Source organism: Erythrobacter oryzae (assembly GCF_030271515.1).
Lineage (GTDB): Bacteria > Pseudomonadota > Alphaproteobacteria > Sphingomonadales > Sphingomonadaceae > Erythrobacter > Erythrobacter oryzae.
This window is the reverse complement of the sequence record NZ_JASCXI010000003.1, coordinates 44,616-64,764: the sequence shown is the minus strand read 5'-3', so window position 1 is coordinate 64,764 and position 20,149 is coordinate 44,616. Positions and strand designations below refer to the sequence as shown.

Genomic DNA, 20,149 nt, shown 5'->3' with positions numbered 1-20,149 from the left:
GGAGGGGCCAGCCCGTGCTGACCGAGACCTTCCTTTCCGCCTTCGTCACCCTGTTCGTGGTGATCGACCCGCCCGGCTGCGCGCCGATCTATGCCGGGCTGACCAAGGGCGCGAGCCCCGCGCAGGCGCGCAACATGGCGCTGCGGGCGACCGGGATCGCGAGCATCATCCTGCTGATCTTCGCGCTGTTCGGGCAGGAACTGCTGGGCGCGCTCCACATCGAACTCAATTCCTTCCGCATCGCGGGCGGGTTGATGCTGTTCTTCATCGCCTTCGACATGGTGTTCGAAAAGCGCACCCAGCGCCGCGAGGAACGCGCCGAGAAGATCGCCGCCACGCCCGAGATCGAGGACGTCTCGGTCTTCCCGATGGCGATGCCGATGCTGGCGGGCCCCGGCGCGATCGCGGCGGTGATGCTGCTGATGAACGAGGCGGACGGGAACCTGCCCGAACAGGGCCAGATCCTCGCCGCGCTCGCCGCCGTTCTGGTCATCACCGCCGCCGCGCTGGTCGCCGCCGGGCCGCTGATCCGGCTGCTGGGCGACAAGGTCGAGGCGGTCATCACCCGCCTCCTCGGCGTGCTGCTGGCCGCGCTGGCGGCGCAATATGTGATCGACGGGCTGAAGGGCAGCTTCGGGATCTGATCGGCCAACCGGGGGCGCGGGCGCATGGCGAAGAAGAAGGTGATCGTCGAGGGCGGGGGTGAAAACCTCTACAATGTCTCCGAAAGCAGCGGCTGGATCTGGGTCTACAAGGGCTCGGTCTGGGGCAGCGACACCCAGATCGGCAAGGTGCGCGCAATGCGCGATGCCATCGCGGTGATCGAGAACCACGCGGGCCGCCGCGTAAAGTCTATCGGATAACCCGATTTTCGCTTCGCCATCTTAATGAAAACGTAAGGATAACAACACTAACCCCCAAGCAATCCCCACGGGCGCAGGGTTGACACCCCTCGGGCCTTCGGGGATACCCTGTCCCGGTTCGGGACAGTTCGCAGCGTCACGGGGGATCAGTGGGAATTTCGCTCCAGAAGAGCCAGTCGGTCAGCCTCGCCAAGGAGGCCCCGCACGGGCTGTCCCAGATCAGCCTCGGGGTGGGCTGGGACGTCGCCAAGAAAGGCCTGTTCGGCGGCATGTTCGGCGGCGGCGGGGATATCGACCTCGATGCCTCGTGCATCACCTTCGATGGCGACAAGGCCGTGCTCGAACAGGTGTGGTTCGGCAAGCTCGCCAATGCGGCGGGCACGATCCGTCACAGCGGCGACAACCTCACCGGCGAAGGTGACGGCGATGACGAGAGTATCGCCATCGAACTCGACCGCCTCGATGCGCGGGTCGAGCACATCGTCCTCACCGTGAACAGCTTCCGCGGGCAGACCTTCGACAAGGTCGCCAATGCCTTCGGCCGGGTGGTCGACAAGAAGAGCGGGCGCGAGCTCGCGCGCTTCGACATCTCGGATTCGGGCCCGCACACCGGGCTGATCCTCGCGCGGCTTTCGCGCGCGGGCGGCCAGTGGGACTTCAAGGCGATCGGCGAGCGCACCTCGGGGCGCACCGTCCACGATCTCACCGCGCCCGCGCGCGCCATCCTGTAACCTCAACCTGTCCCGGCCCGCGCGCGAGAGACGCGCCCGCCATTCAAGACCTGGAGCATATTCGCATGCAGCTGCAACGTGGGGAAAAGCGCTCGCTGTCCGACCTCGGCGTCGCCAGCAATTGCGAGGTGAAGGTCGAATTCGGCCTCGATGGCATCGACATTGCCGCCTTCGGCCTCGAGCCGGGGCAGAAGATCGGCGACGATCGCTACGTCGTGCTGTTCTCCAACCCCGCGACCCCGGCCGGCGAGGTGCGCATGGCGAGCGCGGGCAACACCGCCACCTTCACGCTCGAGCTCGACCGCCTGCCCGCGAATATCGACCGCATCGTCTTCACCGCGACGCATGACAGCCGCAGCGTCGGCGAGAGCCGTCCGCTGATGGTGACGATCGACGGCGGCAAGGCGAGCTTCGATGCCGCGGCCGCGCTCACCAATGAAAAGGCGGTGATGCTGGCGGAAATCTATCGCCATTCGTCGGGCTGGAAGATCGGCACGATTGCCGCAGGCTTTGCGGGCGGGCTCGCCGCGCTGATCGGGCATTTCGGCGGCGAGGTGGAAGAACCCGCCCCTGCGCCCGCACCGCCGCCCCCGCCTCCGCCGCCGGCACCCCCGCCGCCGCCTCCGCCTCCGCCCCCGCCGCCAGCTGCGCCGATCAGCCTCAAGAAGATCAGCCTCGACAAGGGCAATTCCTCGGTCAGCCTGAAGAAGCAGGGCAATTCCTTCGGCGAGATCGTGCTCAACCTCAACTGGACCGCGCGCACCCAGAAGAAGGGCTTCTTCGGCGGCACCCAGCAGCTCGACCTCGACTTGGGCGTCATCTTCGAGATGGCCGACGGCATGGGTGCAGGCTGCATCCAGGCGCTGGGTAGGAGCTTCGGTTCCTACCACCAGCCGCCCTTCATCGAGCTGTCGGGCGACGACCGCACCGGCGCGGTTGCGGCCGGAGAGACGATCCGCGTCAACGGCCAGTATTTCGACTACATCCGCCGCATCGGCGTCTTCGCGCTGATCTATGAGGGTGCGCCCGACTGGGCTTCGACCGATGGCGTCGTGCGCCTCAACATCCCGGGCCAGCCCGAGATCGAGGTCAGGATGGACGAGGTCAACAGCCGCGAGCGCCTGTGCGGGATCGCGGTGATCGACAATGTCGGCGGCGAGCTCAAGATGAGCCGCCTGATGCGCTTCTACCAGAGCCAGAAGCCCTTCGCCGAGGACATTGGCGTCTATCTGCAATGGCAGCGCGGCAGTAAGGACTAATCAAGCATACCGCCGTATCACGCGGCTCAAGGGGATCACATTCGATGTTCAAACATTTTGGCGGCTCGCTGCTGTTCACGGTCGTCGGCCTTGCGCTCGGCGGCTATTACGGCTGGGCGCTGACCGGCACCATGGACGGCGTGCTGTCGATGGTGTGGATCTGCGCCGTGCTCGCGGTGCTGGAAGTCTCGCTGTCGTTCGACAACGCCGCGGTCAACGCGAGCGTGCTCAAGGACATGGACCCGGTCTGGCAGCAGCGCTTCTTGACCTGGGGTATCGCGATCGCGGTGTTCGGGATGCGCATCGTGTTCCCGCTGGTGATCGTGATGGTCGCCGCGCAGATCGGCCCCTTCGAGGCGGTCAACCTCGCGCTGACCAAGCCGGCCGAATATCAGGAAATCGTCGAGGGCGCGCATGTCGGTCTGATGGGCTTCGGCGGCGCCTTCCTCGGGATGGTCGGCCTCAACTACTTCTTCGACAGCGACAAGGAAGTCGACTGGATCGCCGCGATCGAGCGCCCGCTCGCCAAGGTGGCGGATATCGAGGCGGTCTCGATCGGCCTCGTGCTCGCGGGCACCTGGGCGGTGTCGACCGTGCTGCCGGGCGAGGAAGCGCTGACCTTCATCACCGCAGCGATCGCAGGGCTGCTGACCTATCTCGGCGTCGAAGTGATCAACCACGTGCTCGAACCCCCGACGCCCTCGACCGGTGACGTCGCCAAGGCGGGCTTCGGTGCGTTCCTCTACCTCGAAGTGCTCGACGCGAGCTTCAGCTTCGACGGTGTGATCGGCGCCTTCGCACTGACGAACAACCTCATCATCATCGCCATCGGCCTCGGCATCGGCGCGATGTTCGTGCGCTCGATGACGATCTACCTCGTCCGCGCGGGCACGCTGAGCGAGTACCGCTATCTCGAGCACGGGGCGTTTTACGCCATCCTCGCGCTGGCGGTGATCATGTACCTCAACACCTTCATGCACATCTCCGAAGTCATCACCGGCCTGATCGGCGCGGTGCTGATCGGGCTCGCCTTCTGGTCGTCGGTCCGCTGGAACAAGGCGAACCCCGACGGCGAGCCGGAGGATGCGCTGGCGTAAGCTTGCAACACCGGCGGCCACCCCGCGCCGCCAGACTTGGGTAAAGGAGACGAATTATGGCTATTTCACTGTCGAAGGGTGGTAATCTCAGCCTCTCGAAGGAAGCCCCCGGGCTTGACCGCATCATGGTCGGCCTCGGCTGGGACGTGCGCGCGACCGATGGTCAGGACTTCGACCTCGACGCGTCGGCCTTCGTGTGCGGTGCGGGCAGCAAGGTCCGCAGCGACATGGACTTCTGCTTCTACAACAACAAGAACGTCGCCGGCGGCGCGGTCATCCACCAGGGCGACAACCGCACCGGCGAGGGTGACGGCGATGACGAGCAGATCGAGATCACCCTCTCGAAGCTGCCCGCCGATGTCGACAAGGTCGCGGTGGTCGTGACCATCCACGAAGGCGACAGCAAGGGCCAGACCTTCGGCCAGGTCTCGAACGCCTTCATCCGCCTTGTCGATGCCAACACCAACGCCGAGGTCGTGCGCTACGACCTGTCGGAAGACGCCTCGGTCGAGACCGCGATGATCCTCGGCGAAGTCTATCGCCACGGGGCGGAATGGAAGTTCCGCGCGGTCGGCCAGGGCTTCAAGGGCGGCCTCGGCCCGCTCGCCGGGCACTTCGGCGTCAACGTCGGTTAATCGGGAGGGGGCGCGGCCGGGGGGCATGCCCGCCGGTCGCGCACTTCCGCTAGCAGGGAATACGGATAATGGCGGTTTCGCTCAGCAAGGGCGGCAATGTGTCGCTCTCGAAGGAGGCCCCGGGCCTCAATGCAGTGATTGTCGGGCTCGGCTGGGACGTGCGCAAGACCGACGGCGCGGCCTTCGATCTCGACGCCTCGGCCTTCGTGCTGGGGGAGAACGACAAGGTCCTCTCGGACGCCAATTTCGTGTTCTACAACAACAAGACCTCGCCCGATGGTGCGGTGGTCTACAGCGGCGACAACCGCACCGGCGAGGGCGCGGGCGATGACGAGACGATCCTGATCGATTTCGGCAAGCTCACCCCGGCGGCCAAGAAGGTGGTGATCGCGGTCACCATTCACGAGGGCGAGATCAACGGCCAGAACTTCGGCTCGGTCTCCAACGCCTTCGCGCGCGTGGTCAACCAGGCCGACGGCAAGGAGCTGGCGCGCTATGACCTCTCCGAAGACGCCTCGATGAATGTCGCGATGATCTTCGTCGAACTCTATCGCGGCCCGGCGGACGACATCAAGGTCAAGGCGATCGGCGAAGGCTGGCGCAGCGGCCTTGCGGGCCTTGCGTCCGCAATGGGCGTCAACATCTAAGGCGCGACGGCGATGCAGCCCGCCCAGCCCGGTCAGCGGGTCAAGATCAGCCCCAAGGCCGATTGCCGCATCTTCTTGCGTGGGCAAGAGGCGGCGCGGATTGCCGTCGCCGCCATCGGCCGCGACGCGAGCCAGCACGGCCGCGTGCTCGCCTTCGACCGGATCGATCCGGCGCAGTGGTTCATGCAAGGCATGGCCGAGCTTGAGGGCGACTTCGAGATCGTCGCCTATGTCATGGACGACCGCCACGGCGGCTTCACCAACCACGCCTACCCGCTCGAATTCGAGGTCGACGGCACCGTCTGGCAGATGCCGCAGCCGACCGAACAGCTCGCCGCGGTGATCCTCGCCGAGGTCTACACCAAGAACGGCGAGCGCCGGATGAAGCTTTCGAACGAGGGCTTCACCTTCGGGATCGACGCCTATGTGCGCGCGCGCAACATGGGCGGGATCGAGGTGCCCTATCGCAATTCTCCCGGCGTGCCGCTGCCCGGCAATGGTCCGATCCCCCACCCCGACGGGCGCGGGCACAGCCGTCCGGTGCCGGTGCCGGGGCAGATGCTCGGCACGGGCAGCGGGGTGCTGATCGCGCCCGACCTGATCGTCACCAACGCCCATGTGGTCGAGGACGGGCAGAAGTTCGAAGTCGGCCCGGCACGCGATGCGGGCACCGTCATCGCGGTCGATGCCGGGCACGACCTCGCGCTGCTGCGCTGCCGCACCCACGGCGCGCCGCTGCCCTTGCGCATCGGCTCGCCGCTGTTTCTGGGCGAAGACATCATGGCCGCGGGCTTCCCGCTGATCGACGTGCTGGGGGCCGATCTCAAGGTGACGACCGGCAATGTCTCGGGGCTGACCGGAGGCGGGGGCGACATCGCGCGCTTCCAGTTCTCCGCCCCTATCGGCTCGGGATCGTCGGGCGGCGCGATCATCGACGAGTTCGGCAATCTGGTGGGCATCACCTCCGCCAGCCTCGCGCATGACAACATGCGCAACCGCGGCTCGATCTCGGAGAACGTCAATTTCGGCATCCGCGCCGCGCTGGTCTACGAGATGGCCGCCGCCGCCGGGGCCGAGCTGCCGCCGCTGGCGATCTCGACCGACAATGTGCGCCGCAACGTGGTCGCGCGGGCGCGCAGCGCGGTGGTCAGCATCATCATCCATGCCTGAACGCGAAGCCGCTGCGGGGACGCAGCAGCACAGGGTCACGGTCGAACTGCCGACCGGCACGCTGGTGCTCGAAGGCGTCGATCCCGTGCGGGTCGCCGCGCTGTGCGATTTTGCCGCGCGGGCGAACCCGAAGCGCGGCTTCCTGATCGTCTCGAAGGTGCTCGGGCGGCACCTGCCCACCCCGTTCGAGGCGCTGCGCCATGCCGCCGATGCGCTCGCAGCCCAGATCCCCGCCTTTCCTGAGCCCGTCCTGTTCTGCGGCATGGCCGAGACCGCCACCGGCCTCGCCCAGAGCGTCTGGGCAGCATGGCGCGCGCGGCATCCGGGGGCTGCGAGCGCCTATGTCCAGTCGAGCCGCCAGACCGTGGCGGACGCGTGGGTGCTGTGCCGCTTCGAGGAAGGCCACAGCCACGCCGCGAGCCACATGGTGCAGGTGGCGGGCGAGGTCGAGGCGCTGCTCCCGCAAGCGCGCAGCCTCGTCATCATCGACGACGAATGCAGCACCGGCAGCACTTTTGTGGAGGCCGCCGAGGCGCTGGTCGCCGCCCTGCCACAGATCGAGCGGATCGCGGTCGCCAGCCTGACCGACTGGAGCGCGGGGGCCTTCCTCCCCCGCATGCCGCGCCCCGCCAGCGCCCATTCGCTGATCGCGGGGACACTCCACTGGACGCCCGGCGCAGGCCAGGCCGCCGCCAGCCTCGCCCCCACCGCCAACCGCCACGGCACCGCGCCCGCCACAGGCATGCGCAGCCGCACCGGCCTCCTCGCCCCCGAGGCCGCCACCCGCGCCCCCGTCACCGCCGCGCCGGGCGAGCGGGTGCTGGTGCTCGGCGATGGCGAGCACGCCTACGAAGCCCTGCGCATCGCCGAGGAGATCGCCGCGCAAGGGGGCATCGCCGCCATCCAGTCGATCACCCGCACCCCCGCGATGCTCGGCCATGCCATGCAGTCCGTCACCACGCTGGCGGACGCCTATGGTTCGGGCGCGACCTGTCATGTCTACAACCTCCTCGCCCACCGCCCCGAGCGCATCGTGATCGCCGCCGAGATTGCAGGCCGGCAGGCCGACGAACTGCGCGAACGGCTCGCCCAAGCGGGCGCGCCTGTCATGGTGGAGACGCTGCTGTGCCGCTATGGCGAGGGCGCATGACCCGCCCACTCATTCTCGCCGACCTCGACGACAGCCTGTTCCAGACCGCCCCCAAATGCGGCGACTGGCCCGAAGCCGACCTGCGCCTCATGAGCCGCCTCGCCGATGGCACCCCCAGCGGCTACGCCACCCCGCCGCAGCAGGCGCTGCTCGGCTGGCTGGCGCATGGCGAACTGGTGCCGGTGACCGCCCGCGCGCGCGACGTCCTCGCCCGGGTCGACATCGCGCAGGCCCCGGCGATCTGCGCCAATGGGGGCTGCATCCTGCTGGCGGACGGCACCCCCGATCCGGTCTGGCACGCCCGCCTCGCCGCCGAGGCGCAAGCGTCCGAGGCGCCCGCTGCGCTCTATCCCGCACTGACCCACGGCCTCGGCCCGGAATATCGCCACTGGATGGTGAGCGAGGACGGGCTCGACCTCTACCTCGTCATCAAGAGCAACACTGGCGATGTCCCCGCGCTGACCGCTCTCGCCGAGGCCCTGCGCGATAGGCTCCCCCAAGGCTGGCGCATCCACGCCAACGGCAACAACCTCGCCTTCCTGCCGCCCTGGCTGAGCAAGCGCGCGGCGGTGCGTTATATGCTGGAACAGGTGCGCGCCGAGACCCCCGGGCGGCTGGTTCTCGGCATCGGCGACTCATGGTCGGACGCGGGCTTCCTCGACCTTTGCGACATGGCGATGATCCCGACGCAAGCGCAGCTGTGGCAACACATTGCGCACGGGCACGAGTGGATCGACGCATGACGTTCCACGGCTCCTACGCCCCCGAGGATGTGACCTTCCTCCTCAAGCCCGCCCAAGTCGCGCTGACCGACGTGGCGGAGAAGGAGGCGCTGATCCAGTCGGGCGCGCGGCACTATTCGGAGATGCTCTCCGAAGAACGCCTGCCCGACGCGCGCTACCTCGCGCTCTACGAGGCGGCGCTGGGGCGCAATGCGGGGCGGCTCAAGGTCGATATCGCGGCGCTGGCCGAGGCGATCTCCGCCCGTCCCGAAACGGCAAAAAGCTGCACCATCGTCTCGCTCGCCCGCGCGGGCACGCCCATCGGGGTGCTGCTCCGGCGGGCGCTGGCGACAAGGGGCGTGGACGTCGCGCACTACTCGGTCAGCATCATCCGGGGCCGGGGGATCGACCGGATCGCGCTCGCCCATATCGCCGCCGCGCGCGGGACGCAGGACGCGGTCTTCGTCGACGGCTGGACCGGCAAGGGTGCGATCACGCAGGAGCTCGAGGCGAGCCTTGCCGACGGCAGCACCGGCTTTGCCCCCTTCCTCGCCGTGGTCGCCGACCCCGCGGGCTGCGCCAGCCTTGCCGCGACGTCCGAGGACTACCTCATCCCCTCCGGCATCCTCGGCGCGATCGCCTCGGGGCTCATCAGCCGCTCGGTGCTGAGCGAGGCGCTGGTGGGAGAGGGCGATTTCCACGCCTGCCGCCATCTCACCGAACACGCCCCCCACGACCGGACCCGCGCCTTCATCGCCGCGATCGAGGCCGCCGCGCCGCAAACAGGCCACCCCGGCTGGAGCCCGCAAGCCGCCGCCGCCAGCCGCGCCGCGAGCCGCACGCTGGTCGAAAGCCTGATGGCCGAACGCGCCGTCAACAACGTCAACCGCATCAAGCCCGGCATCGCCGAGGCGACCCGCGCCGTGCTGCGCCGCCTGCCTGAGGCGGTCTTCGTGCGCGACCGGGGCGACGCGGAAGTGGCCCATTTGCTGCATCTCGCCGCACAATCGCGCGTTCCCGTCGAGCAGCGGGAACTTGGCAACTACCGCGCCGTAACACTGATTGCGAAGGCAGGAGACGCTGAATGACGAAAGCGGTGGAGCTTGGCGCAACGCTCTACATTCCCGTGCAGCACCCCCGGCTGGCCGAGGTGCTGGCCGGAGCCAATCCCGATCTGCGCTCGGTGGTGATCTGCCTCGAGGATTCGCTGCACGAGACCGAGGTCGGCCTCGCGCAGGAGGTGTTCTGCGCCACGCTGCGCGCCCTCGAAGCCGCGCCGCCGAAGCTGATCGCCTATGCCCGCCCGCGCGGGCCGCAGATGCTCGAATGGATGCTCGCGCAGCCGGGGATCGAGCGGCTGGCAGGCTTCGTGCTCCCTAAGATCACCACCGCGAACCTCGCCGACTGGCTCGCGCGGCTCGATAGTCCCGCGCACGGCATCATGCCCACGATCGAGAGCACCGAGGCTTTCGACCGTGCGGCGATGGTGCAGATGGCGCGCGCCCTCGCGCCCTTGGGCGAGCGGGTCCACGCGGTGCGGATCGGGGGGAACGACATCCTCAATACGCTCGGCGTGCGCCGCTCGCGCGAGCGGACCGCCTATGACACCCCCCTGGGCCTTGCGATCAGCACTATGGCGAGCGTCTTCCTGCCCGAGGGCCTCGCGCTTTCGGCTCCGGTGTTCGAGCACTATGCCCTGACCGATGTGCTGCGCGAGGAAGTCGCGCGCGATATCGAGCATGGCCTCCTTACCAAGACCGCGATCCACCCCTCGCAGGTGCCGATCATCCACGACGTCCTGCGCCCCGGCCCCGCCGAGGTCGAGGAAGCCCGCGCGATCCTCGCCGCCGAGGCGCGGGCGGTGTTCGGGCATGGCGGCTCGATGCTCGAGCCCACCACCCATGCGCGCTGGGCGCAGGGCGTGCTCGACCGTGCGCGGGTCCATGCGCCGCGACCTGCCGCCCCGCGCCGCCCGCAGGCGCCGACGCGGGTCGCCTGACGCTTCGGCGCATGACCGCGATCACCAAACGCCGCCACGCCGAACTCGCCGGACAGGCGATGAAATTCGTCGCCGAGCTGCTGCTGATCGAGCCGCTGAGCCCGGCCTTCGACCACAAGCTCGAAAGCATCGAGGCGCTGGGGCGCGACACCATCGCACAGGTCTCGGCGCGCCATGCCGGGAGCCTTGCCCATGTCGCCCCGCCGCCCACCGGGGCCATCGCGCAGGCCACCGCAGCGCTGCGCGGCATTGCCGATGCGCTCGAACCGCTGCGGGACGGCAATCTTGCGGGGGGCGGCAAGCGCTTCGGTCTGTTTGCCGCCAAACCCGACCCCGCCGCCTATTTCGACCGCTATCTCGCCGCGCAAGGCGAGATAGCGGCGGCGCTCGCGTCGCTCACCCGTGAGCGCGACGCCCTGCTGCGCGCCAATGTGGGCCTCGAAGCCGAGGAAGCCGCGCTGCGCCCGCTGGTCGAAGCGCTTGGCGAACACGCGCTGTTCGCCGAGGAGGTCGCGCTCACCATCGAGGCGCGCGCGGCGATGATCGAAGCGAAGGAGCCGATGAAGGCCCGCCGCCTCACCGCCGACGCGCTCCACACCGTCCGCACCCGCGCGCGCGACATTGCCGAGGCGCAGGCGCTCACTTCGCAGGCGCTCGCCGCGCGCGAGGTCATCAGCGGCACCAACGCCCACCTGATCGCCGCCATCGAGCAGGCGACCGCGACCATGCTGATGGTCCTGCGCACCGCGACGGAGGCCGCGCGGATGATCGCCCGCCACGATCTGGTGCTCGACCGGATCGCGGGCCTGAACCGCGCCGCCAGCAACCTCATCACCGAGGAAGGCCCGCCCGCCGTCGACACAGCCGAGGCGCTCCAGACCGCCTTCGCGAAGCTCTACGACGCGCTCGACCGGCTGGAGAGCGAGCGCGCGGCGATTCCGGCGCTTCCACCCCGCTGAAACAGGGTCTAAAGCAGGCTTCCGGCCCTGCTTGAGGGCCAGTCGCAACGGGAAGCTCCGTGGGTCTGTTCGATTCGCTCAGAAAGATGTTCGCCGCGCCCGAGCCGGAAGCGCCCCCCGCGCCGCCGCCCTCGCCCGAGCGCGCGCACGGCATCGACTATGACGACGAGCGCGTCCCCGCGCCGGCTCGCAAGAAGATCGACGCCATCCTCGCCGCGCTCGACGAGGTCGGCGTGATGATGGACCGCGAGGAAGTGCAGGCCGTCAGCCGCACCGAGATCGAACTGATGCGCGACGAGCACCTGCCCAAGCTGGTCAAGAGCTACATCGACATCCCTGCCGCGCACCGCGCCGAGATCTTCCGCAAGACCGGCAAGTCGGCGAGCTTCATCCTCGAAGAAAGCCTCGACACGATGAAGGGCCGGATCGACGAGATCGCCCGCAATCTCGCGCAGCACGATCTCGACGCCTTTTCGAGCAACGCGGCCTTCATCAGCCGCCGCTACAGCGACGGCGATCCGTTCCGGTGACCAGCGCCCACGTGCTGACCGGCGCGGCGCTCGCGGCGGGGCTGGTGCTGGCGGCGATGCTGGGGCTGCTTTATCTGACGGGCGATTGCTGGTCGGCCCACGCCACTCCTGATGCGATCCGCGCGTGCGAGATCGACAAGCGCAGCGGGATGTTCGCCTTCCTTGGCGTGGCGGGCGGGCTGTGGCTTGCGGGCGCGACGCGCGCCGCGCGCGGGCGGCCTTTTGCCAAGCGCCTTGGATTGTTCAGCGGCCCGGTTGCCTTCCTTGCAGTGTCGGTGCTGTTCTAGGCCCAGTCGCCCAGCAATGGTGTAAACTCGTCCACCCGGATCAGCTGCCACACCCCGCCGGTGAGGTAGGGATCGTCCGCCAGGATCGCGCGCGCGGCGGCTTCGTCTTCGGCCTTCACGATCAGCAGCGAGCCGATGATCAGGCCATCGGCGCGCTTCAGCGGTCCGACGATCACGAAATGATCGGCATTCGCGTGGACGAATTCGAGATGCGCAGGGCGGTGGATCGCGCGCAGGCGGCCGCCGTCTTCGCCGTCGCGGCAGTGGAAGCAGAACATCCGCATGATCGTGAAAGGCCCCTGTTGATCGCGCAGCTGCGAGGCTACCCGCAAGGGCCGCGCGCGGCAAGGACGGGCGTTGCAAAGAGGGCGCTTGAAGCGCAGCGTGCCCGCGTCCAGAGGGCAGCCTTGCTCCCCCGAATCGTTTCAGGTGAAACCAGATGGCCGACTTCGCCCCCGTCCCCGCAATCGACCGCACCGACTTGCGCCGCGCCTATCGTCAGGACGAGGAAGCCTGCATCGCCGAGCGGCTCGAGCAGGCCGCTCCAGCAGCGAAGGTGCACCCCGAGGCGGCGCGGCTCGCGATCGATCTGATCGAAGGCGCGCGGGGGAAGAAGGCCTCGGGGATCGACGCTTTCCTCCAGCAATATGGCCTCGACACCGAGGAGGGCATCGCCCTCATGTGCCTTGCCGAGGCGCTGCTGCGCGTGCCCGATGCCGCCACCGCCGACGCGCTGATCAAGGACAAGATCGGCCAGATCGACTGGGGCGAGCATCTGGGCGAAAGCAGCTCCACCTTCGTCAACGCGGCGACCTTCTCGCTGATGCTGACCGGCGAAGTGCTAGATCCGCCGGACGCGCGGCAAAAGGGGCTGGGGAGCGCCTTCCGCCGCGCGATGAACCGGCTGGGCGAACCGGTGATCCGCACCGCGACCGGGCGGGCTATGAAGATTTTGGGCGGCCAGTTCGTCTTCGGCCGCACCATCGACGAGGCGCTGAAGCGCGCCGCGCCCGAACGTGCGCGGGGGATCACCCATAGCTTCGACATGCTCGGCGAGGCGGCGATGACCTTTGCCGATGCCGAGAAATACCGCCTGTCCTACGAGGCCGCGCTGACGCGGCTGGCGCGCGAGGCGGGCGCGGGGGTCGCTGGCTCGCCGGGAATCTCCGTAAAACTTTCGGCGCTCCACCCGAAATACAATTTCTTCCATGCCGATGAAGCCAAGGCGGCAATGGTGCCGATGGTGAGGGCGCTCGCGCTGCGCGCTCGCGATGCGGATATTCATTTCACCATCGATGCCGAGGAGGCCGAGCGGCTCGAACTCAGCATGGACATCATCGAGGAACTGGTCGCCGATGACGACCTGTTCCGCCGCCCCGACGGCAGCCGGTGGGAGGGCTTCGGCCTCGCGATCCAGGCCTATTCGAAGCGCGGGATCTGGGTGTGCGACTGGGCGGGCAAGGTGGCGCGGCGGCACGGGCGCAAGCTGTTCGTGCGGCTGGTGAAAGGCGCTTACTGGGACAGCGAGGTGAAGCTCTCGCAGGTGGGCGGTTACACCGATTACCCCGTCTTCACCCGCAAGGTAGCAACCGACGTGAGCTATCTGGCCTGCGCGGCGCGGCTGTTCGAGCATTCGGACGTGATCCGCCCGGCCTTTGCCACGCACAACGCCTATACCATCGGCGCGATCAAGCACCTCGCAGCGGGGCGTCCGTTTGAATTTCAAAGGCTGCACGGCATGGGCGAGGAGGTCTATGACGCGCTCCACGCGCTTGAGGGCAACCAGAGGACGCCGGTGCGCATCTATGCGCCCGTCGGCGGGCACAAGGAGCTGCTCGCCTATCTGGTGCGCCGCCTGCTGGAGAACGGGGCCAACACCAGTTTCGTGAACCGCATGGGCGATGCCGACATTCCGGCGGAAGAGCTGGTCGGCGATCCGGTGGCGGAACTCGCCGCGCTGAACCCCCGCCGCAATCCTGCGATCCCGCTGCCGGGCGCGATTTTCGGTGCGCGGAAGAACAGCGCGGGGGTGGACCTGTCCGATCCGCTGGTGCGTGAGCCACTGCTGGAGGAACTGAAGGCGCTCGAAAGCCGCCAGTGGTCCGCCGAGCCGACCTTCGGGGGGACCGGGCCGCTCGCCGATGTGACCGCGCCGCATGACCCCTCGCGCAAGGTCGGGACCCGCCGCGATGCGACGGCGGAGGAAGTCGAGGCCGCCTTCACCCGCGCCGCTGCGATCCAGCCCGGCTGGGATGCGCTGGGCGGCGAGGCCCGCGCGCTGCTGCTCGAGAATGCCGCCGACCTGTTCGAGGCGCACACGGCCGAGTTCCTCAGCCTGTGCCAGCGCGAGGCGGGCAAGACGCTGCTCGATAGCGTTCTGGAACTGCGCGAGGCGGTGGACTTCCTGCGCTACTACGCGGCCGAGGCGCGGCGGCAGTTTGCCGCGCCCGTCATGCTCCCGGGGCCGACGGGGGAGGAGAACAGCCTCACCCTCCACGGGCGCGGCGTGTTTGCCACCATCTCGCCTTGGAACTTCCCGCTGGCGATCTTCATCGGCATGGCGAGCGCCGCGCTGGCGGCGGGCAATGCCGTGATCGCCAAGCCCGCCGAGCAGACCCCGCTGATCGCCGCGCTCGCGGTCAAGCTGTGCCACGAGGCGGGCATCCCGCCCGAGGCGCTGCAACTGCTCCCCGGCGCGGGTGAGGTCGGGCAGCTGATCACCGCCGACCCGCGCCTCGCCGGCGTCGCCTTCACCGGATCGACCGACACCGCGCGCGCCATCAACCGCGCGCTGGCGATGCGCGACGGCCCGATCGCCACGCTGATCGCCGAGACCGGCGGGCAGAATGCGATGATCGTCGACAGCTCCGCGCTTCCCGAACAGGTGGTGCGCGACGTGCTCGCCAGCAGCTTCCAGAGCGCGGGCCAGCGGTGTTCGGCGCTGCGGGTGCTCTACCTTCAGGAGGACATTGCCGAGGCCGTGCTGGAGATGATCCGCGGCGGGTTCGAAGCGCTCAAGGTCGGCGACCCCACCGACCTCGCCACCGATGTCGGCCCGGTGATCGACGCCGATGCGCAGGCGCTGCTGGAGGCGCATATCGCCGATTGCATGGCGAAGGGCCTCAAGGTGGAACGCCTCTCCGGCGCGCCGACAACCGGCCACTTCGTCGCCCCGACGATCATCGAAATCCCCTCCATCGCCGCCCTCCAGCGCGAGAATTTCGGCCCTGTCCTGCACGTGGTGCGCTTCAAGGCGGGCGAGCTTGGCGCGGTGGTGGACGCGATCAATGCGACCGGCTTCGGCCTCACCCTCGGCCTCCACAGCCGCATCGCCGAGACGCGGCGCTTCGTGCAGGCCCGCGCGCGGGTGGGCAATTTCTACGTCAACCGCAACCAGATCGGCGCGGTGGTCGAGAGCCAGCCCTTCGGCGGCGAGGGCCTCTCGGGCACCGGGCCCAAGGCCGGCGGCCCCCACTACCTCGCCCGCTTCGCGACCGAGCGCGTAACCTGCATCGACACCACCGCGGCCGGCGGCAACGCGAGCCTGCTGGCGGCGGGTTAGGGCAGTAGGGAAGTGGACCTTTACACGATTGTCAGCGAGTTCATGGGCACGACCAGCGTGATGCAGGTGTCGGCGACCGGCGTGGCGGAAGCGGCGAAGGGTTGGGCGCGCCAGCTTCGGGTCGAAGCGCCATTCGGGCCGTCGTCCGGCCGCCTTGCCGAGGCCATCGAGGAAAGCCTTCAGACCCTCGCTCCCACCCCCGTTGGGGGTGTGCACGCGGTGTGGTGCCTGTCGACCTCGTGCGACGATCAGCTGTGCCTCGCCCACATCGTTGAAACGAAAGCGGGTTAGGCGGCCCGCGTCAGTCGGATGTCGATCTCGCGCGTCACGTAATGCCACTCCTCGCTCGCGCGCAGGCGGACCAGCAGCTCGTCGAACAGCCCCTCGTGCTCGGGGGCGAATTCGAACCACGTCAGAAAATCGAAGGGTTCGCCGAGGTCGCGGCCGTGGTGCAGGCGGCGGGCGATCTGGGGCAAGTATTCCATCCCGATGCTCGTGTGGCGCGACTGCTCCTCGTAGATGCGGCGGCGTTCGTCCTGCGCCAGCGCCCACCATGCCTCGGACTTGCTGATGGGGATCAACGCCGCGCGCCGCGCCTCGCCGCGCCCCAGTGGGCTGCCGCGCGCCGACAGTTCGGAGAATTCCGCGCGCAGGGTGTAGCGCAGGTGGCTGGCGACCCCGCACAGGGTCCAGACCGGCGCGGGGGCATCGGCATAGCCGCCCTGCCGCACGCTCAGCGCGGCGACCGGGGGCAGGCTCTCGCCCGCGAGCGTCGTCATCCCAGTCACCGCCCAGTCACCCCGGGCCCCGCCGTCGAAGGCATAGAGAACGCGCGCGCCATAGCTCATGCCGCGAGGATGCGACAAACCGCGCGCCCGCCTCTATCGAATTAGCGCGGCGGCGCTTACCTTGCGCCCATGCCCGACGCCGCGCCCCCGCCTGCCAGCCTCAAGGTCGCGAGCTACAACATCCACAAGGGTGTCGGCACCGACCGCCGCCGCGATCCGGCGCGCATCCTCAATGTGCTGAACGAGGTCGGCGCGGATGTGGTGTGCCTTCAGGAGGCGGACCTGAGGTTCGGCACCCGCGCCACGGTGCTCCCGCGCTTCCTGATCGAGAGCCACACCGATTATCATCCCGTCCCGCTCGATGTGCAGCACGATTCGCTCGGCTGGCACGGCAACGCGATCCTCGTGCGGCGCGGGACCCTCGTGGAGAGCCACGACATCCTCCACATCCCCTGCCTCGAGCCGCGCGGCGTGGTGACTGCGCGGATGCGGGTGGGGGACACCAGCCTGACGGTGTTCGGCATGCACCTCGACCTCTCCGGCCTGTGGCGCGTCCGGCAAGCCCGCACAATCGCCGCTCTGGGCGAGGCGGCGCGGGCGAGCGGCCCGGTGGTGCTGATGGGCGACCTCAACGAATGGCGCACCGTCGCGGGGTGTTTTCGCGAGTTCGGGCGGCACTTCACTCTGCTCGACCCCGGCCCGAGCTTCCCGAGCCGCCGCCCCTTGGGCAGGCTCGACCGGATCATGCATTGCGAAGCGCTGACGGCGAAAGACTGCGGCGTCCACCGCAGCGCGCTGGCGGCGAGCGCGTCCGATCACCTGCCGGTGTGGGCGGAGTTCGTGTTGGTCTAAGATGGATCGCGAAACCCCCGACCGATCATCAGTCGATGATCAGGTTGGTGCCTTCGGCCCGCATCTTCGCGAGATCGCGCAGACGTTGTTGGATCAACTCCTCGGGATGGCCGACCCAGCCGACAACCTCGCCCAGGATCCGGAGAGGGTGCTGCGTCCGGTAGGACATGGTGGGATTGCCCGGAAAACGCTTGTCGGTCACATTGGGATCGTCGACGAAGTCTCCGATCGGTTCGACAAGGTAGATGCGCGCCTTCGCATCGCCACTGGCCAGTTCCGCGCCCCATGCTGCCGTATCCAGGGTGGCGGTGAAGTACACCCAGCTCAATGGTTTCTCAGCCTGAAAATTCGACGGATACCCTGTGACGAGCAGGTCGCCGACGGCCAGGTCGGCACGGGTTCCGTGCAGGAAGGATTGGCGAAAAACGGTGGCAGCATTGGTCATTGGCGGCGCCTTTCTCTGACAAGCGAATCAAGGGCCGCTTCTATGGCGCATCGGAACCCGCTTGCCGCAAGCCCCCCCTCATGTTAGACGATTCTCACGGCAGGAACGTTGGCTGCACATTTGCGCCCCGCCTGCGGACGTCCTCTGCAAATCCGGCTTCCGACTGCCAACTCATCGGGTGGCCAGGGCAGCGTGTGCCTCGCAAGATCCGACCGCTGGCCGAATGGTCGCTTGCCGCGCCGCACAGCCCACGCGGCCTCAGCCGAAGGGGGATAGTTCCTTCCGCACACTTGCCCCGCCGCCCCGCATCGGGAATCCCTCGCTCATGGCGATTCTCTCCGACAAATGGATCCGCACCCAGGCGCTCGAGCACGGCATGATCGAGCCCTTCGTTGAGGCGCAGCGGCGGGACGGGGTGATCTCCTATGGGCTCTCGTCCTACGGCTATGACGCGCGCGTTGCGCCGGAATTCAAGATCTTCACCAATGTCGATTCCTCGGTGGTCGATCCCAAGCAGTTCGACCCGAAGAGCTTCGTCGACCGCGAGACCGATGTCTGCATCATCCCGCCCAATTCCTTCGCGCTCGCCCGCACGGTGGAATATTTCCGCGTGCCCGAAGACGTGCTGGTGATCTGCCTCGGCAAATCGACCTATGCGCGCTGCGGGATCATCGTGAACGTGACCCCGCTGGAGCCGGGCTGGGAGGGGCACGTCACGCTCGAATTCAGCAACACCACGCCGCTGCCTGCGAAAATCTACGCCAACGAGGGCGCGTGCCAGTTCCTGTTCCTGCAAGGCAACGAACGCTGCGAGACCAGCTACAAGGACCGTGCGGGCAAATATATGGGCCAGCGCGGGGTGACGCTTCCCAGACTTTAGGGCCGCGGCTTTAGGGCCTCGGCTGTAACGCCGCCGCACGCGAAGCGCTTTCCTACACGGTGTGACGGGCATAGACCTGCCTCATGCCCCGCGAGTCCCTCCAGCCCCTGCAAGCGCGAAAAATGTGTGAACTTCGGATTCCGATGGCAACCTGCTGCAATTGCGAGGGAAATCCTGTAGGATTGCACGTTTTGCAATGTGAACTTCGTGAACTTCGCAAGCGCCCCGGCGCTCCCTGCCGGTGGCTCCCTGCGCGCCACGGGTTGGATCGCAATCGCGCCATTGTCGCGGGCGGGTTTTTGCGCTTGAACGCAGGCCAAGTCGGCGGATGGCCGGCACAGGGAGAACGAGCATGAGCATCCGCGAATTCGACATCATCGTCTATGGCGCCACCGGCTACACCGGGCGGCTGGTGGCGGAATATCTCGCCAGCCATTACGGCAGCCGCGATGACGGCCCCAAGTGGGCGATGGCGGGGCGCAGCCTCGCCAAGCTCGAAGAAGTGCGCGACCTGATCGGCGCGCCTGCCTCCACCCCGCTGGTGGTCGCCAATGCCGATGACGATGCCGATCTCGAAGCGATGTGCGCGCGGACGAAGGTCGTCCTCACCACGGTCGGCCCCTACCAGCTTTATGGCGACAAGCTGGTCGCGGCCTGTGTGAAGACCGGCACCGACTATGCCGACCTTTGCGGCGAGCCCGCGTGGATGGCGGCCAAGATCGCCGAGCATCAGGCCGCTGCCGAAGCCAGCGGCGCGCGCATCTGCTTTTCCTCCGGGTTCGACTCCATCCCCTTCGATCTCGGCGTGATGATGACCCAGAAGGCCTGCGTCGAGCGCTTCGGCAAGCCCGCCCCGCGCATCCGCGGCCGGGTGCGGGCGATGCAGGGCACCTTCTCGGGCGGAACTGCGGCGAGCCTCGGGGCGACGATGAAGGCGGCGGCGAAGGATGTCTCGGTGATCGGGGTGCTGCGCAATCCCTTTGCGCTCTGCCCCGGTTTCGACGGGCCCGATCAGCCCTCGGGCATGATCCCGAGCTATGAGGACGATCTCGGCAAGTGGTCCGCGCCCTTCGTGATGGCGCCGATCAACACCAAGAACGTCCACCGCACCAACTTCCTGCTCGGCCACCCCTATGGCGCCGACTTCCAGTATGACGAGATGATGCTCACCAGCCCCGGCGATGTCGGCAAGGCGGCGGCCAATGCGGCGGTGGAGTTCATGAAGAACCCCTTCGGCGCCAAGCCCCCCAAGCCGGGCGAGGGGCCGACCAAGGAAGAGCGCGAGAACGGGTTTTATGACGTGGTCTTCGTCGCCGACATGCCCGACGGGGGGCGCCTGCAATATGGCGTGAAGGGCCGCTACGATCCGGGCTATGGCTCGACCAGCCGGATGCTGAGCGAGACGGGGATCGCGCTGCTTTCGTGCAAGAAGCCGGGCGGGATCGGGACGCCGGGCGCCTTCCTCGGCGAGGATCTGGTGAAGCGGCTCGAAGAGCACGCCGAACTGACCTTCGCGGTGGAAGAGTAGGAATACGTGCCGCCCCGCCGTCCGGGAACGGGGGGCGGGTCTTGC

Annotated in this window: 23 protein-coding genes; 20 read left to right on the top strand and 3 right to left on the bottom strand. The window is 68.1% G+C overall.

Going from position 1 to position 20,149, the window contains the following annotated elements; all coding sequences use genetic code 11:
• Nucleotides 1-17: 17 nt before the first annotated feature.
• From PFX90_RS09120 to PFX90_RS09050, 15 genes are all read left to right on the top strand, one after another.
• The gene (locus PFX90_RS09120; RefSeq protein ID WP_285712838.1) at nt 18-644 is read left to right on the top strand and encodes a MarC family protein; all 627 of its coding nucleotides are present in this window, start codon (nt 18-20) and stop codon (nt 642-644) included.
• Nucleotides 645-668: 24 nt separating this feature from the next.
• Nucleotides 669-863, top strand: coding sequence for a hypothetical protein (locus PFX90_RS09115; RefSeq protein WP_285712119.1), 195 nt, complete (start codon nt 669-671; stop codon nt 861-863).
• A 149-nt stretch (nt 864-1,012) separates the two neighbouring features.
• On the top strand, nt 1,013-1,594 hold the full coding sequence (locus tag PFX90_RS09110; protein WP_285712118.1) for a TerD family protein: 582 nt from the start codon (nt 1,013-1,015) through the stop codon (nt 1,592-1,594).
• A 65-nt stretch (nt 1,595-1,659) separates the two neighbouring features.
• The gene (locus PFX90_RS09105) at nt 1,660-2,853 is read left to right on the top strand and encodes a TerD family protein (protein ID WP_285712117.1); all 1,194 of its coding nucleotides are present in this window, start codon (nt 1,660-1,662) and stop codon (nt 2,851-2,853) included.
• 44 nt (nt 2,854-2,897) lie between these two features.
• Nucleotides 2,898-3,950: a DUF475 domain-containing protein gene (locus tag PFX90_RS09100; RefSeq protein WP_285712116.1), complete on the top strand. Its 1,053-nt coding sequence runs from the start codon at nt 2,898-2,900 to the stop codon at nt 3,948-3,950.
• A gap of 56 nt (nt 3,951-4,006) precedes the next feature.
• Nucleotides 4,007-4,585: a TerD family protein gene (locus tag PFX90_RS09095; protein ID WP_285712115.1), complete on the top strand. Its 579-nt coding sequence runs from the start codon at nt 4,007-4,009 to the stop codon at nt 4,583-4,585.
• A gap of 68 nt (nt 4,586-4,653) precedes the next feature.
• Nucleotides 4,654-5,232, top strand: a complete 579-nt coding sequence (locus PFX90_RS09090) for a TerD family protein (protein ID WP_285712114.1) — start codon at nt 4,654-4,656, stop codon at nt 5,230-5,232.
• A gap of 12 nt (nt 5,233-5,244) precedes the next feature.
• The gene (locus PFX90_RS09085) at nt 5,245-6,402 is read left to right on the top strand and encodes a S1C family serine protease (protein ID WP_285712113.1); all 1,158 of its coding nucleotides are present in this window, start codon (nt 5,245-5,247) and stop codon (nt 6,400-6,402) included.
• A complete protein-coding gene (locus tag PFX90_RS09080; protein WP_285712112.1) occupies nt 6,395-7,552 on the top strand; it encodes a phosphoribosyltransferase domain-containing protein in 1,158 nt (385 codons plus the stop codon). The genes PFX90_RS09085 and PFX90_RS09080 overlap by 8 nt, the downstream gene beginning before the upstream one ends.
• Nucleotides 7,549-8,295, top strand: a complete 747-nt coding sequence (locus PFX90_RS09075) for an HAD family hydrolase (protein ID WP_285712111.1) — start codon at nt 7,549-7,551, stop codon at nt 8,293-8,295. Before PFX90_RS09080 ends, PFX90_RS09075 begins: the two co-directional genes overlap by 4 nt.
• Nucleotides 8,292-9,362: a cysteine protease StiP domain-containing protein gene (locus tag PFX90_RS09070; protein WP_285712110.1), complete on the top strand. Its 1,071-nt coding sequence runs from the start codon at nt 8,292-8,294 to the stop codon at nt 9,360-9,362. The genes PFX90_RS09075 and PFX90_RS09070 overlap by 4 nt, the downstream gene beginning before the upstream one ends.
• The gene (locus tag PFX90_RS09065; RefSeq protein WP_285712109.1) at nt 9,359-10,273 is read left to right on the top strand and encodes an HpcH/HpaI aldolase/citrate lyase family protein; all 915 of its coding nucleotides are present in this window, start codon (nt 9,359-9,361) and stop codon (nt 10,271-10,273) included. Before PFX90_RS09070 ends, PFX90_RS09065 begins: the two co-directional genes overlap by 4 nt.
• Nucleotides 10,274-10,284: 11 nt before the next feature.
• Complete coding sequence (locus tag PFX90_RS09060) at nt 10,285-11,232, top strand: toxic anion resistance protein (protein ID WP_285712108.1); 948 nt, start codon at nt 10,285-10,287, stop codon at nt 11,230-11,232.
• A 59-nt stretch (nt 11,233-11,291) separates the two neighbouring features.
• Nucleotides 11,292-11,762 (top strand): hypothetical protein, encoded by a 471-nt coding sequence (locus PFX90_RS09055; RefSeq protein WP_285712107.1) that lies wholly within the window; start codon nt 11,292-11,294, stop codon nt 11,760-11,762.
• The gene (locus PFX90_RS09050) at nt 11,759-12,049 is read left to right on the top strand and encodes a hypothetical protein (protein ID WP_285712106.1); all 291 of its coding nucleotides are present in this window, start codon (nt 11,759-11,761) and stop codon (nt 12,047-12,049) included. Before PFX90_RS09055 ends, PFX90_RS09050 begins: the two co-directional genes overlap by 4 nt.
• On the opposite strand, the gene PFX90_RS09045 is transcribed toward PFX90_RS09050, so the two are convergent.
• Nucleotides 12,046-12,333 carry a YciI family protein gene (locus PFX90_RS09045; RefSeq protein ID WP_285712105.1) on the bottom strand — a complete coding sequence of 96 codons (288 nt, stop codon included), beginning with the start codon at nt 12,331-12,333 and terminating at the stop codon, nt 12,046-12,048. The genes PFX90_RS09050 and PFX90_RS09045 overlap by 4 nt on opposite strands.
• A gap of 155 nt (nt 12,334-12,488) precedes the next feature.
• On the opposite strand from PFX90_RS09045, the gene putA reads away from it, so the two are divergent.
• Both putA and PFX90_RS09035 read left to right on the top strand, forming a co-directional pair.
• On the top strand, nt 12,489-15,611 hold the full coding sequence (putA, locus tag PFX90_RS09040; protein ID WP_285712104.1) for a bifunctional proline dehydrogenase/L-glutamate gamma-semialdehyde dehydrogenase PutA: 3,123 nt from the start codon (nt 12,489-12,491) through the stop codon (nt 15,609-15,611).
• A 12-nt stretch (nt 15,612-15,623) separates the two neighbouring features.
• Nucleotides 15,624-15,902 (top strand): hypothetical protein, encoded by a 279-nt coding sequence (locus PFX90_RS09035; protein ID WP_285712103.1) that lies wholly within the window; start codon nt 15,624-15,626, stop codon nt 15,900-15,902.
• Here PFX90_RS09035 and PFX90_RS09030 read toward each other — a convergent pair.
• A complete protein-coding gene (locus PFX90_RS09030; protein WP_285712102.1) occupies nt 15,899-16,459 on the bottom strand; it encodes a chlorite dismutase family protein in 561 nt (186 codons plus the stop codon). The two genes, PFX90_RS09035 and PFX90_RS09030, sit on opposite strands and share 4 nt — an antisense overlap.
• 69 nt (nt 16,460-16,528) lie before the next feature.
• Here PFX90_RS09030 and PFX90_RS09025 point away from each other — a divergent pair, with 69 nt between their 5' ends.
• Nucleotides 16,529-17,251, top strand: a complete 723-nt coding sequence (locus PFX90_RS09025; protein ID WP_285712101.1) for an endonuclease/exonuclease/phosphatase family protein — start codon at nt 16,529-16,531, stop codon at nt 17,249-17,251.
• 28 nt (nt 17,252-17,279) lie between these two features.
• On the opposite strand, the gene arr is transcribed toward PFX90_RS09025, so the two are convergent.
• Nucleotides 17,280-17,696, bottom strand: a complete 417-nt coding sequence (arr, locus tag PFX90_RS09020) for an NAD(+)--rifampin ADP-ribosyltransferase (RefSeq protein ID WP_285712100.1) — start codon at nt 17,694-17,696, stop codon at nt 17,280-17,282.
• A 325-nt stretch (nt 17,697-18,021) separates the two neighbouring features.
• Here arr and dcd point away from each other — a divergent pair, with 325 nt between their 5' ends.
• Together dcd and PFX90_RS09010 are read left to right on the top strand one after the other, a co-directional pair.
• On the top strand, nt 18,022-18,576 hold the full coding sequence (dcd, locus tag PFX90_RS09015) for a dCTP deaminase (protein ID WP_066526763.1): 555 nt from the start codon (nt 18,022-18,024) through the stop codon (nt 18,574-18,576).
• 352 nt (nt 18,577-18,928) lie between these two features.
• Entirely contained in the window at nt 18,929-20,104 is a 1,176-nt protein-coding gene (locus PFX90_RS09010) for a saccharopine dehydrogenase family protein (RefSeq protein ID WP_285712099.1), read from the top strand.
• The last annotated feature ends 45 nt before the right edge of the window (nt 20,105-20,149 follow it).